Source organism: Salinivibrio sp. MA427 (assembly GCF_001996115.1).
GTDB classification, from domain to species: Bacteria; Pseudomonadota; Gammaproteobacteria; order Enterobacterales; family Vibrionaceae; genus Salinivibrio; species Salinivibrio costicola.
In genome coordinates this window covers 1-13164 of sequence record NZ_MUFH01000011.1, presented here as the reverse complement: position 1 = coordinate 13164, position 13164 = coordinate 1, and the positions used below count along the sequence as shown (strand labels likewise).

9 protein-coding genes and 1 pseudogene are annotated in these 13164 nt (G+C 51.5%); 5 read left to right on the top strand and 5 right to left on the bottom strand.

The window, feature by feature from the left end; genetic code table 11:
• Window positions 1-5 precede the first annotated feature (5 nt).
• Window positions 6-1302, top strand: a pseudogene (locus BZG79_RS02370) (alpha,alpha-phosphotrehalase).
• Between the two features lie 59 nt (window positions 1303-1361).
• On the opposite strand, the gene ilvN reads toward BZG79_RS02370, so the two are convergent.
• The 5 genes from ilvN to BZG79_RS02345 form a co-directional block, all read right to left on the bottom strand.
• Complete coding sequence (ilvN, locus tag BZG79_RS02365) at window positions 1362-1859, bottom strand: acetolactate synthase small subunit (RefSeq protein WP_021023377.1); 498 nt, start codon at window positions 1857-1859, stop codon at window positions 1362-1364.
• Window positions 1859-3577: an acetolactate synthase 3 large subunit gene (locus BZG79_RS02360; RefSeq protein ID WP_077678505.1), complete on the bottom strand. Its 1719-nt coding sequence runs from the start codon at window positions 3575-3577 to the stop codon at window positions 1859-1861. Before BZG79_RS02360 ends, ilvN begins: the two co-directional genes overlap by 1 nt.
• A gap of 399 nt (window positions 3578-3976) precedes the next feature.
• On the bottom strand, window positions 3977-5764 hold the full coding sequence (locus BZG79_RS02355; protein WP_108742889.1) for a long-chain fatty acid--CoA ligase: 1788 nt from the start codon (window positions 5762-5764) through the stop codon (window positions 3977-3979).
• A 177-nt stretch (window positions 5765-5941) separates the two neighbouring features.
• Entirely contained in the window at window positions 5942-7069 is a 1128-nt protein-coding gene (locus BZG79_RS02350) for an MJ1255/VC2487 family glycosyltransferase (protein ID WP_077773647.1), read from the bottom strand.
• Window positions 7066-7605 carry a phosphatase PAP2 family protein gene (locus BZG79_RS02345; protein ID WP_077773646.1) on the bottom strand — a complete coding sequence of 180 codons (540 nt, stop codon included), beginning with the start codon at window positions 7603-7605 and terminating at the stop codon, window positions 7066-7068. Before BZG79_RS02345 ends, BZG79_RS02350 begins: the two co-directional genes overlap by 4 nt.
• A gap of 528 nt (window positions 7606-8133) precedes the next feature.
• Here BZG79_RS02345 and leuA point away from each other — a divergent pair.
• From leuA to leuD, 4 genes are read left to right on the top strand one after another with little or no spacing between them, the layout of a single operon-like run.
• Window positions 8134-9696: a 2-isopropylmalate synthase gene (leuA, locus tag BZG79_RS02340; protein WP_021023371.1), complete on the top strand. Its 1563-nt coding sequence runs from the start codon at window positions 8134-8136 to the stop codon at window positions 9694-9696.
• Window positions 9697-9698: 2 nt separating this feature from the next.
• Window positions 9699-10790 carry a 3-isopropylmalate dehydrogenase gene (gene leuB, locus BZG79_RS02335; protein ID WP_077773645.1) on the top strand — a complete coding sequence of 364 codons (1092 nt, stop codon included), beginning with the start codon at window positions 9699-9701 and terminating at the stop codon, window positions 10788-10790.
• 24 nt (window positions 10791-10814) lie between these two features.
• Window positions 10815-12236 (top strand): 3-isopropylmalate dehydratase large subunit, encoded by a 1422-nt coding sequence (gene leuC, locus BZG79_RS02330; RefSeq protein ID WP_077773644.1) that lies wholly within the window; start codon window positions 10815-10817, stop codon window positions 12234-12236.
• A gap of 9 nt (window positions 12237-12245) precedes the next feature.
• Window positions 12246-12848: a 3-isopropylmalate dehydratase small subunit gene (gene leuD / locus BZG79_RS02325; RefSeq protein WP_077676672.1), complete on the top strand. Its 603-nt coding sequence runs from the start codon at window positions 12246-12248 to the stop codon at window positions 12846-12848.
• Window positions 12849-13164 lie beyond the last annotated feature (316 nt).

Genomic DNA, 13164 nt, shown 5'->3' with positions numbered 1-13164 from the left:
ACATTATGCACGCACATCCCTGGTGGAAAACGGCCACCATTTATCAGATTTATCCAAAAAGCTTCCGTGACACCACACAAACAGGGACAGGTGATCTGCCGGGCATTATCGAAAAACTGGACTACTTTTCGGCTTTGGGCATCGACGCCTTGTGGCTCACCCCCATTTATGTATCGCCACAAGTCGATAATGGCTACGACATTGCCGATTATTACGCGATTGACCTTTCGACTCGATGTGATCAATTTGATCTCCAAAGATCAGTCGTTCCCCGACGATCACCAAGGCGATGGTCGCCGTTTTTATACCGACGGCCCCCGCGTTCACGAATACTTGCAAGAGATCAGCCGCGATATTTTCCAGCGTTACGGTAGCGTCACCGTGGGCGAGATGTCTTCGACCACCTTAGAGCACTGTCAGCAGTATTCCGCGCCAGATGGCAAAGAGCTCTCCATGGTGTTTAACTTCCACCACTTAAAAGTCGATTATCCGGACGGTGAGAAGTGGCGACTGGCGCCGTTTGACTTCTTAGCCCTAAAACAGCTGTTCCGCACTTGGCAGCACGGCCTGCATAATCAAGGTTGGGGCGCATTATTTTGGTGTAACCACGACCAACCACGTGTGGTCAGCCGCTTTGGTGATGACCGCCACCACCGGGTCGAATCAGCCAAAATGCTCGCCACTGCGATACATATGCAGCAAGGCACACCTTACGTGTATCAAGGGGAAGAAATTGGCATGACCAACCCTGGCTATCAACATATTGATGACTATCAAGACGTCGAAAGCCGCAACATGTACCATCTGCTTTACGAACAAGGCATGCCTGAAGGGGAAGTGTTGGCCATTCTTGCTGCACGCTCACGCGACAATTCACGCACGCCCATGCAGTGGGACAGTTCAGCAAACGCCGGTTTTACTCAAGGCACACCCTGGCTAAAACCTGCGCCTAACTATGTTGACGTCAATGTCGACACCGCACTGGCGGATAAAGACTCGGTGTTCTATCACTACAAGCAGCTGATTTCCCTGCGCAAAACCTTACCCGTCATTCGTGAGGGAGATTATCAGGATTTGCTGCCTGACCACCCACAATTGCTCGCGTATCGCCGCGACAACGGCGACAGCCAACTGGTGGTGGTGTGTAACTTTTATGGCGAACCGGTGACAGCGACCTTGCCTGTCGCGCCTGCCCCAAACGCAGACTTGGTGAGCCATAATTACCCAGAAGCCAAGCCCTYGATGCCAGAAATGCAACTGGCACCCTATGAAGCCTTGGTGTATTTGATTAATCCCGCCTGACCGACAAAAAATGGCACGCCAAGGCGTGCCATTTTACTTACAACGACCAGTTGCTTTATTTACTGGCGCAGCGCTCGCTCGCCACGTGCAATGCCCACTACGCCACTGCGTGCAACTTCAATAATCTCGGTAATCTCACCGACCGCGCGAATAAAGGCATCCAGTTTGTCACTGTCACCGGTCAGCTGCACGGTATACAGCGAGTTCGTGACATCGACAATCTGACCACGGAAAATATCGGCGGTGCGTTTTACCTCCGCGCGGGCAAAGCCGCTGGCTTTTACTTTCACCAACGCCAGTTCACGCTCAATGTGATCGCTTTCGGTGACATTGCTCACTTTCAGCACATCAATCAGCTTATGCAGGTGCTTTTCGATTTGCTCGCGGTCCGCGTCGCTGACCACCGAGGTGGTGATATTCAAGCGCGATAAGGTCGCATCATCGGTGGGTGACACCGTGAGCGATTCAATGTTGTAGCCACGCTGAGAGAATAAACCCACAACCCGCGACAAGGCACCTGGTTCGTTTTCCATTAAAACCGATACAATACTGCGCATTAGGTTCTCTCCGTTTTGCTCAACCACATTTCATTCATCGCCCCACCGCGTACCTGCATTGGATATACATGCTCGGTTTCATCAACATGGATATCGACAAACACCAAACGATCTTTCATTGCCAGCGCCTTTTCTAGGCCGGCTTCCAGCTCGGACGGATGATTAATACGCATTCCCACGTGGCCATAGGCCTCAGTGATCGCAGCAAAGTCCGGCACCGAGTCCATATAAGAGTGCGAGTGACGACCTTGATAAATCATGTCCTGCCACTGTTTGACCATTCCGAGGAAGCGGTTATTGAGGTTCACAATCACCACCGGAATGTCATATTGCAACGCGGTGGAGAGCTCCTGAATGTTCATCTGAATGCTTCCATCGCCGGTGACACACACCACCTGCGCGTCCGGTAGCGCAAACTTGACCCCCATGGCGGCGGGAAGCCCAAAGCCCATGGTGCCCAAGCCACCCGAGTTAATCCAACGACGTGGCTTATCAAACGGATAATAAAGTGCGGCAAACATTTGATGCTGGCCGACATCCGAGGTCACATAGGCATCACCATGAGTGAGGCGGTACAAGGTTTCAATCACCTGCTGCGGTTTAATCCGCTCAGGATCAGCAACATATTTCAAACACTGGCGCTCACGCCAAGTTTGAATATTGTGCCACCAGGTGCTGAGCGCATCGCTGTCGTTACTGCCTCCCTGCTCCACCAGCAGTTTGAGCATACTACTGAGCACAGCATCGGCAGAGCCGACAATAGGAATATCGGCCGAGACAGTTTTGGAAATGGTCGAGGGATCCACATCAATGTGCATGATGGTGGCATCGGGACAGTATTTTTCGAGATTATTGGTGGTGCGATCGTCAAACCGGACACCAATACCAAAAATCAGGTCGGCTTGGTGCATCGCCATGTTGGCTTCGTAGGTACCATGCATGCCCAGCATGCCCAGCGAATACTCATGGGTGCCGGGAAAGGCACCCAGCCCCATCAGGGTGCTAACCACCGGGATGTTCAAGCTTTCTGATAGCTGGCGGATTTGTTCGCCGCAATCAGCCATGATAGAGCCACCGCCGACATACAGCACCGGCTTTTTCGCCGCCAGTAGTGCTTTTAGTCCGCGCTTAATCTGCCCTTTATGGCCGGTTGTTGTCGGGTTGTAGGAGCGCATGCGCACACTATCAGGATACTGATACGGATGCTTTTGCGCCGGATTGACCATGTCTTTGGGGATGTCCACCACCACAGGGCCGGGACGTCCAGTCGAGGCAAGATAAAAGGCTTTTTTGACAATATTGGGAATATCTTCAGCACGCTGGACTAAAAAGCTGTGTTTCACCACAGGACGAGAAATCCCCACCATGTCGCACTCTTGAAAGGCATCATTGCCAATCAAGCTACTCATCACCTGCCCAGAAAAAACCACCATGGGAATTGAGTCCATGTAGGCGGTGGCGATACCGGTAATCGCATTGGTTGCGCCTGGGCCTGAAGTCACCAGCACCACGCCTACTTCACCAGTTGCGCGTGCGTAACCATCCGCCATATGCACGGCCGCTTGTTCGTGACGCACTAACACATGATCAATACCACTTTTTTCATGCAATGCATCGTAAATATCCAGCACCGACCCGCCTGGATAGCCAAAAATATGTTTTACGCCTTGATCGATCATGGAGCGCACGATCATCTCGGCACCAGATAACATTTCCACTCTACGCCTCCCTGTTTGCATAGTTAGGACTTACTTTTAGCCTAATCCAGCTCCTTACACTTGGATGTACTGGTGGTGTGATCACACGGACATCAAAACCAAATACTGGCGGTAAGGTAGCGTTAGATTGTTCGTTGGCCCGCCTCGACAGAAACGACCTCCAATGTAACGTTTTATTTGCAAAACTGTCCATTGGCTAACCAGTATTTACATTTAATCACTAGATGTTGAGTGTATGTTGCTGGATTACGCTGATGAGAAGGGAGTAAATCGACAACATTCACTAAAAAAGCATCGGCTTGCGAGATTTGCTATTCCGACAAAAGGCGATAAAGAGGAKAAAAGGGATAAAAACAGCGTATGAGGAGGCTCACCAATGAGCCCCCTAGCTAGAAACCGTCAACGCTGGTACATGGCGTCGATATGATGCTGGTAACGCGACAGGATCACTTTACGACGCAATTTCATGGTTGGCGTAAGCTCACCACTGTGCATACAAAAGCCCTGTGGCAACAAGGTAAAGCGTTTGACTTGCTCAAATTTGGCCAATTCATGTTGCAAGCTCTGTAAACGCTTTTCAAACAAGGCCACCACATCAGAATGTTTTAACAGCTCTTTGCGATTTTGATATTCGATGTTAGCCGTTCGCGCCCACTCTTCTAAGGCATCAAAGCAAGGCACAATCAAGGCAGAGACAAAATGACGCGCCTCGGCCACCACCGCTATCTGATCGATAAAATGATCACGCACCAAAGCGCCTTCCACCCGCTGTGGCGCGATGTACTTACCGCCTGACGTTTTCATCAGCTCTTTGATTCGGTCAGTGATAAATACATTGCCGTGAGCATCAAGATACCCCGCATCGCCGGTTTTCAAAAAACCATCCGCGGTAAAGGTGGCCGCCGTCGCATCGGGCTGATTGAAGTAGCCACGCATCACCATCGGCCCACGCACTTGAATTTCATTATCCTCACCGATGCGCAATTGGGCGCCGGGCATCGGAGAACCAATCGACTGGGGGTCAAAGCAGGTATCATCCCAACAAGACACGGTGGCCGTGGTTTCGGTCATGCCATAACCGAGCTTCACGTTAATACCGATTGCATGGAAAAACGCGCCAATGTCAGGGTCAAGACGCGCCCCACCGCATGGCATCAAGCGCATCTTGCCACCCAGCAGCGCACGCAACTTACTGAGTACCAGCTTGTCGGCCAACGCCAATTGCCATTGCTGGCGCCGCGACAGTGAATGGCCAGCACGTAACTGAGCAGCATGACGCTCGCCTTGGCGCAGGGCCCAACGGAATAAATGCGGTTTAACGCCGGTGGCTCGACTGAGTTTGTCGTGAATAGCTCCATGGATTTTTTCGTAAAAACGCGGTACGGCCGACATCACTGTTGGCTGAACCGACGCCAATGCCGATCGCACCTTTTGCGGGTCTGAGAGATAGGCATTGACCGCCCCACGATGTAAGACGTAATAGCTCCAGGCGCGCTCAAAGACATGTGATAAGGGCAGAAACGCCAAAGAGACGTCATGCGGTTCAATGGCGAGCACCTGATCATGTACATCAAGCTGCGCCGCGACGTTGGCATAATCGAGCATGACCCCTTTGGGCTCCCCAGTAGTGCCTGAGGTATAAATCAAGGTGATCAGATCGTCCATGCAGCGTGCGTCAATGCGCGTCTCTAATTCGGCTTGATGACCACGATCGTCTTGCAATAACCAACTCGCCCAATCCCACACTTTAGGATGTGCTGGCACCGGCGTCTCTTGGCTTAACGCCACCACACCTTTGATGTTTGGGCATTGCTCCAACGCCGCTACCGCCATTTCCAATTGATCGTCACCCGCGAAAATCCATTGCACATCGGCATCGTTAATAATGTATGCCGCTTGCTGGGCCGTGCTGGTCGCGTAAATCGGCACCGGCACAGCGCGAATTTGCAGTGCGGCATAATCTAACATTGCCCACTTTTCACTGTTTGGCGCGAAGATAGCGACGGTTTGCTGAACCTGACAGCCGGCTTTGAGTAAACAGCGAGACAGTTGATCAACACGCTCGCCGAGTTGACGCCAGCTAATACTTGTCCACTGGTTGTGTTGCTGGAAGCGAATCGCTTCTCGCTGATGCTGAGTGCGAATTTGCTCACGAAGGCGGGTAACAATATGGTATTGGGTGTTCACTATGCTTCTCTTGGGCTCACCTTTAGGCGAACACTTGTACGCTCAAATAATAAAGCGAGTCTACTGACCGCTCGGGTAAAAACAAGCAAAATCGAGCGAATACTCTAGTGAAAATGTAAAAACGTGATTCAGCAGCGTTGAGGCGTTAATCAGTCACCTTGTGCATAACGGATCCTATTAACGGTTCAACCGCTGTAACCTCAATCGGTTCGGCTCAACGCGTGTTGATAAGCGGTTGAAGTCTAAGATCGACTCTTCGACTGTTTCCGGATAATCAACCTGAGCCCACAAATGGTGAAATAGGCTGCGCGTCTGGCCCAACTCACCTTTGACTAGCCATTCCGCCAGAGCTTTAGCAACATCTGGGTATGCAATCGCGTCCACTGCAGGTGTCTGTAGCCATTCTCGGACAGCACGCGCATCCAAGCTATTCATAGTGTGCGCCAAGCCAAGCTGGGCGAGTGTCGCGACATTACTTAACTGCTCAAACTGACCAGACAGTGGTTTTAATAACAGTTTTTTCCCCAACGTCAGCGCTTCAGACGGAAGTTCAAAGCCTCCATTCGCTATTACCCCCTGGCACTGATGCAGCGCCGAGTGAAAGCTTTCTTTGCCCAGCGGCATAAGCGTAAGATTTTCTCGCTGCTCGGGCGCGCTTACCTCGGGGTGAAAGCAGACAAAAGGCTGGCTAAAGCGCAACAACAACTCACTGACCGCAGATAAAGATTCAAAGGGTAAATAGACCAGTACCGCCTTTTCCGCAACGGGCGACACCGTTGTTGCATTCGGCAGGCTGGTATCAATAATCGGGGGTAAAATCGCTTGGTTAAAGTGATACCAATGCAGGCCAATGGAATAGTCTGTTGGCGCAAAGTGGCGCATAATCAGACGATTAATCCAAGTTTCCCCGTGTTTGGGCACCGCGTGAGAAAACGCCGCTTGGTGACTGATGGCCACCGAGGGTATTCCTTGTTGGCGCGCCGCCCAAGCACTGATGGGTTCAAAATCAGAGATGACCTTATCGTAGCCTGATACATCAAGCTGGCGAATATCGCGTCGCAGCTGCGCCAAGTGATTGTGTCTCGCCGTGGCCAACATATCAATTTTACCATCACGGCTCACAAAGCTCATCCCGGTAAAGGTCCGATAGTCACCGAATGGCGTCATATCAAAATAGTGCTCTGCCGGCCGACCAGAAAAAATAAAATCAACCTCGACATCGTACTCTGCCAAAGCACGCGCCATCGCTCGGGCTCGCGATATATGGCCGTTACCGGTTCCTTGAACACCGTATAAAAGCTTCATGAAAGACCTGCCATTCCGTAAAGATCCGCGGTGATGCTGTGCGCCAAGTTGGCACACATTATCCCTAACCCTGCGCCCACAATAATGTCGGTCACAAAATGCACACCCAGTAACACCCGAGAAATGCCAATCAAGCTCGCCCAAATAAATACAAACAGCGTGAGCGATGGGAAAAAGATGCTCAGCAAAGAGGCCATTAAAAAGGCACCTGCGGTGTGGCCTGATGGCATACTGTATAGGTCAGACGGCGTGATAAAGGCGGGTAGCTGCGAAGGACGTGTGCGCCGGAAACTGCGTTTTAATACCCAGTAAATTGGCAGCTCAATGGTAAATGCAGTGAGCCCCGTGAGTAAAAACCAGAGCCCCACGGCTTCTTGCAGCCACCAAGCAGCTAACCCCACCACGATATAAAGAGGCCCATCGCCCGAGTGGGAAACGGCACGGGCCACTTTGGCGGTGTCAGCGCTAAAGCGATGCGATAGGCAAAGTGTCGATACCGAGTGGTCAAAGCGTTGAATCGCAGCAAAGCGTCTCATGGTGCCTCCCAATACAGCGAGCTGATGATTAAACATTAGCCAGCCGGTGTGACAGGTCGGTGACGTTATTGGGACATCTCAATGAATTTACTCTGCCCCGTCGCCGCTTAAGATCAGCTGTGTTGGCGTAAGTAAAATAATGCAGGTGGACAAAGCCGCCCCAAGCCACAGCACAAAAGTCTAACTTTTAGTGTAAAAAGCAGTTTAATTAACCGGTTTTTCGCCTTTATATTGCGCAGAAAACGGGTTTTGTTTTTTTCAGATTGACGCTTTCCCCATCGCTCTGTTATTTCTGGTAACAGAATATTTACTGACGGACATCAGCATGACACTGTTTCACCTACGCCTCATTCTCCTCCTTATCGTGACCCAGTCGCGCGGGTAGGTTTTGGGCAGAAAACAGTGAATGCCAAATCTCAAAAACCCGCGCCAGACGCGGGTTTTTTTGTATCTAATGTCGCCAAAATAAAACATATCGCCAATTAAAGAGCCATGACGGCGGCCAGCAAACACAACAGGGAGTTACTCATGAGCGAGAACAGCCAAGTCATTCTGTTTGACACCACATTACGTGACGGCGAGCAGGCGTTGTCGGCAAGCTTAACGGTCAAAGAGAAACTGCAAATCGCGCAAGCTTTGGATCGTTTGAAAATAGACATCATTGAAGCTGGCTTTCCTGTGTCCTCTCCGGGCGACTTTGAGTCCGTACGTACCATTGCTCAGCATATGCAGCATGCCCGTGTCTGTGCTTTGTCTCGCGCTGTTCCTAAAGACATTGATGTGGCAGCGGAATCGCTCAAAGCCGCCGATGCTTTTCGTATCCACACCTTTTTGTCCACCTCTACCATTCATGTCAAAGACAAGCTTCGCCGCAGCTACGATGACGTAGTAGAAATGGGCGTGCGTGCGGTCAAACATGCGCGCCAGTATACGGATGATGTGGAGTTTTCCTGCGAAGATGCCGGACGCACCCCGATTGATAATTTATGCCGCATGGTCGAAGCGGCAATTGATGCTGGCGCCACCACGGTCAATATCCCAGATACAGTCGGCTATACGGTCCCCAGTGAGTTTGGCGATATCATTGCCAACCTGTTCAACCGCGTACCCAATATCGACAAAGCGGTGATTTCTGTTCATTGCCATGATGACTTGGGGATGTCGGTCGCCAACTCTATTGCCGCTGTACAGGCCGGCGCCCGCCAAGTCGAAGGCACGATTAATGGCATCGGCGAGCGCGCCGGTAACTGTGCGCTGGAAGAAATTGCAATGATCTTAAAAACCCGCGCTGACTTGTTAGGCGTGGAGACAGGCTTAAACCATACTGAAATCGCCCGCACCAGTAAGCTGGTTAGCCAACTTTGCAACATGCCAATCCAGCCCAACAAAGCCGTGGTCGGTACCAATGCCTTTAGCCACTCTTCTGGCATTCACCAAGATGGCATGCTGAAAAACAAAAATACCTACGAAATCATGACGCCAGAGTCGATTGGATTGGGTAAAAAATCATTGAATCTCACCAGTCGCTCCGGCCGCGCGGCGGTGAAAAGCCATATGGATAACCTTGGCTACAACGAGCAAGACTATGATTTGGAGACCTTGTATCAATCATTCTTGCAATTAGCAGATCGTAAAGGTCAGGTGTTCGATTACGACTTAGAAGCTTTAATGTTCTTCAACAACCTCAAAGAAGAGGACGATTTTTATAAGCTCAATTATTTAGGCGTGCAATCGGGCAGCTTAATGGCGACCACCAGCATCAAGTTGCAATGTGGCGATGAAGAAAAACGCGAAGCGGCGATTGGAAACGGTCCCGTCGACGCCTTGTACCAGTGCATATATCGGATCACCGGCTATGACATTGAGCTGGATAAATTCGATCTGACCGCCAAAGGAGAAGGGGAAGATGGCCTCGGCCAAGCCGATATCATTGCCAACTACAAAGGCCGTAAATATCACGGCACCGGGGTATCAACCGATATTATCGAGGCCTCCGGCGAAGCTTTATTAAACGTGATCAATGCTATTTATCGCGCCAACAAAATTGCGCAGATTAAGGAACAATCCCATTTAAAACAGGAGACAGTATAAACATGGCTAGCGCACACCAAATTGCAATTTTACCCGGCGACGGTATCGGCCCCGAAGTGATGGCGCAAGCCGAAAAGGTGCTTGATGCGGTTAGCGAGCGATTCGCTGTCACCTTTGAGCGTCAGCATTATCCGGTTGGCGGTGCTGCAATCGACGCCCATGGCTCGCCGCTGCCCGCACACACCTTGGCTGGCTGTGAAAAAGCCGATGCGATTTTATTCGGCTCAGTCGGCGGCCCTAAATGGGAGCATTTACCCGCGACCGAACAACCGGAGCGCGGTGCTTTACTGCCGCTACGCAAGCACTTTGGTCTGTTTTGTAATTTGCGTCCGGCACAAATCCATACTGGTCTCGAAAGCTTTTGTCCGCTGCGCGCCGATATTGCCGACCAAGGTTTTAATATCGTGGTGGTACGAGAGCTGACCGGCGGGATTTATTTTGGTGAGCCCAAAGGGCGCGAAGGCGAAGGGCGCGAGGAAAAGGCGTTTGATACGGAAGTCTATCATCGCTATGAAATTGAGCGCATCGCACACATCGCCTTTCAATCCGCCCAGCTTCGCAACAAACAAGTGTGCTCAATCGACAAAGCCAATGTGCTGCAAAGCTCAATGCTGTGGCGCGAGGTGGTAGAAGCGGTGGCAAAAGATTATCCGGATGTCAGCTTAAGCCATATGTATATCGACAACGCCACCATGCAGCTGATTAAAGACCCGTCGCAATTTGATGTGATGCTGTGTTCAAATATTTTCGGCGACATCATCTCCGATGAGTGCGCGATGATCACAGGCTCTATGGGTATGCTGCCCTCAGCCAGTTTGAACGCGAGTAAATTTGGCTTGTATGAGCCAGCCGGTGGCTCCGCGCCCGATATCGCCGGACAAAACATTGCTAATCCAGTGGCGCAGATTTTATCGGCGGCACTTATGCTGCGTTACTCGTTGGGCGAAGAAAACGCGGCCTGTGCAATTGAACACGCAGTGAGCCAAGCGCTGGCAGCCGGTGAACTGACGGCCGATCTGGCCGGTAACCATCCAGCACTGAGCACCGAGCAGATGGGCGATCGTATCGCCGCCTATATCCGCCAAGGCGCATAATCATTACCCGTAAGGATACGAGCTATGTCGAATGCAAACACCCAGCAAGGCGCCAAGACCTTGTACGAAAAAATTCACCAGTCTCACGTGGTCACTGAGCAACCAGGCGAAGCGCCGCTGCTGTATATCGACCGTCACTTGGTGCATGAGGTGACCTCACCACAAGCGTTTGACGGCCTGAGAGAGAAAGGCCGTCCGGTGCGCCAAGTGAGCAAAACCTTCGCCACCATGGATCACAATGTTTCCACCGAAACCAAAGACATTAACGCGTCAGGGGAAATGGCGCGCATCCAAATGGAAACCTTGGCTAAAAACTGCGAAGAATTTGGCGTCACCCTGTACGACTTGAATCACCCCTACCAAGGCATTGTCCATGTGATGGGTCCCGAGTTAGGGATTACTTTGCCTGGCAATACCATCGTCTGTGGTGATTCTCATACGGCAACTCACGGTGCTTTTGGTGCACTGGCCTTTGGTATTGGTACTTCCGAAGTCGAACACGTACTGGYCACCCAAACGCTCAAGCAATCCCGCGCCCGCACGATGAAAATTGAAGTCACGGGCAAAACCGCCCCCGGGATCACCGCCAAAGACATTGTCCTAGCGATTATCGGCCAAGTCGGTCATGCCGGCGGCACCGGACACGTGGTGGAATTTTGCGGTGACGCCATTACCGACTTGTCCATGGAAGGGCGAATGACGGTCTGCAACATGGCGATCGAATTGGGCGCGAAAGCTGGCCTGATAGCCCCCGATGAGACCACATTTGCCTATTTAAAAGACAAGAAATTTGCTCCTAAAGGTGAACAATGGCAGCAAGCGGTCGATTTTTGGCAAACCTTGCACTCGGATGCCGATGCGCAATTTGATCGTGTCGTGACACTCGATGGCAGTCAAATTCATCATCAGGTCACCTGGGGGACCAACCCCGGCCAAGTGGTTAGTGTGCACGATAGCGTGCCGGCCCCTGAGCACATGGCAGATCCGATCGCGCGCCACTCGGCGGAACGCGCGCTGAAATACATGGGGCTAACCGCAGGCCAAGCCATAACAGATATCCAAATTGATAAAGTCTTTATTGGCTCATGCACCAACTCTCGAATTGAGGACATGCGCGCAGCCGCGGCGGTCGCCAAAGGTCGGCACGTCGCAGATAGCGTCCATGCCATGGTGGTGCCAGGCTCAGAGCAAGTGCGTGCCCAAGCAGAGCAAGAAGGGCTGGATGTGATTTTCCGCGAGGCGGGCTTTGAGTGGCGCTTACCCGGCTGCTCAATGTGCTTGGCGATGAACAACGATCGCTTAGGCCCCAAAGAGCGCTGTGCATCGACCAGCAACCGTAACTTTGAAGGCCGCCAAGGCCGTGAAGGCCGTACCCACTTGGTCAGCCCAGCCATGGCCGCTGCCGCCGCCATTGCCGGTCACTTTGTTGACGTTAACCAATTATAAGGAGGCCTTATGTCAGGCATACACACTCATACCGGCATTGTTGCCCCATTGGATGCGGCAAACGTCGACACCGATGCGATCATCCCCAAACAGTTTTTGCAAAAAGTCACCCGCACCGGATTCGGCCAGCACCTGTTTCACGATTGGCGCTTTTTAGACGATGCGGGCAAACAGCCGAACCCCGAGTTTGTGCTCAATCAAGCGCGCTACCAAGGGGCTAGCGTGTTACTCACCCGCGAAAACTTTGGCTGTGGCTCGTCACGCGAACATGCTCCTTGGGCGCTGGATGATTACGGTTTTAAAGTGATTATCGCCCCCAGTTTTGCCGATATTTTCTATGGCAACTGCATTAATAACCAAATGGTGCCGGTGACCCTTGAAGAAGGCCAAATCGATGCTTTATTTACGTATGTGGCCGAAAATGAAGGTGCGACGGTAACGCTAGATTTGCCCGCCCAAACCATCCGTGCCGGTGAACACTGCTTTAGCTTCCAGATGGATGATTTTCGCCATCATTGCTTACTCGAAGGTTTGGATAGTATCGGGCTGACGTTACAGCACGAAGCGGAAATTTCGCGCTTTGAGCAGCAAATACCTGATTTTTTGGTGTAATACCATCCACTCATCTCTCGCCAATAAGTGCTGATTATTCCGCATTTATTGGCGTTCCTTCCCATTTTTCTATCCTCAATGAAACCAACCGCTGACTCGCTTGGTCTAGTCTCAAAGAAGGTTTGATCGCATTAAGGACTGACAATGCAAAAACATTTGATACTTCTGTTCGGGCTAGTGTTTCCGCTCATCAGTCAAGCCGCGCCCAAAGCGGACTACTGGGCAATGTGGGATGCACATAATCCTGACAGCCAAGCCACCTTCACGCATCACAGTTGGCAAGTATTACTCGATAAGTATTTACAGCCTCAGGGGC

Coding starts and splice junctions, on each gene's coding strand:
- ilvN (WP_021023377.1), bottom strand. CDS start 1,859: ATGCGCAGTATTGTATCGGTTTTAATGGAAAACGAACCAGGTGCCTTG.
- BZG79_RS02350 (WP_077773647.1), bottom strand. CDS start 7,069: ATGAAGCTTTTATACGGTGTTCAAGGAACCGGTAACGGCCATATATCG.
- BZG79_RS02345 (WP_077773646.1), bottom strand. CDS start 7,605: ATGAGACGCTTTGCTGCGATTCAACGCTTTGACCACTCGGTATCGACA.
- leuA (WP_021023371.1), top strand. CDS start 8,134: ATGAGCGAGAACAGCCAAGTCATTCTGTTTGACACCACATTACGTGAC.
- leuB (WP_077773645.1), top strand. CDS start 9,699: ATGGCTAGCGCACACCAAATTGCAATTTTACCCGGCGACGGTATCGGC.
- leuD (WP_077676672.1), top strand. CDS start 12,246: ATGTCAGGCATACACACTCATACCGGCATTGTTGCCCCATTGGATGCG.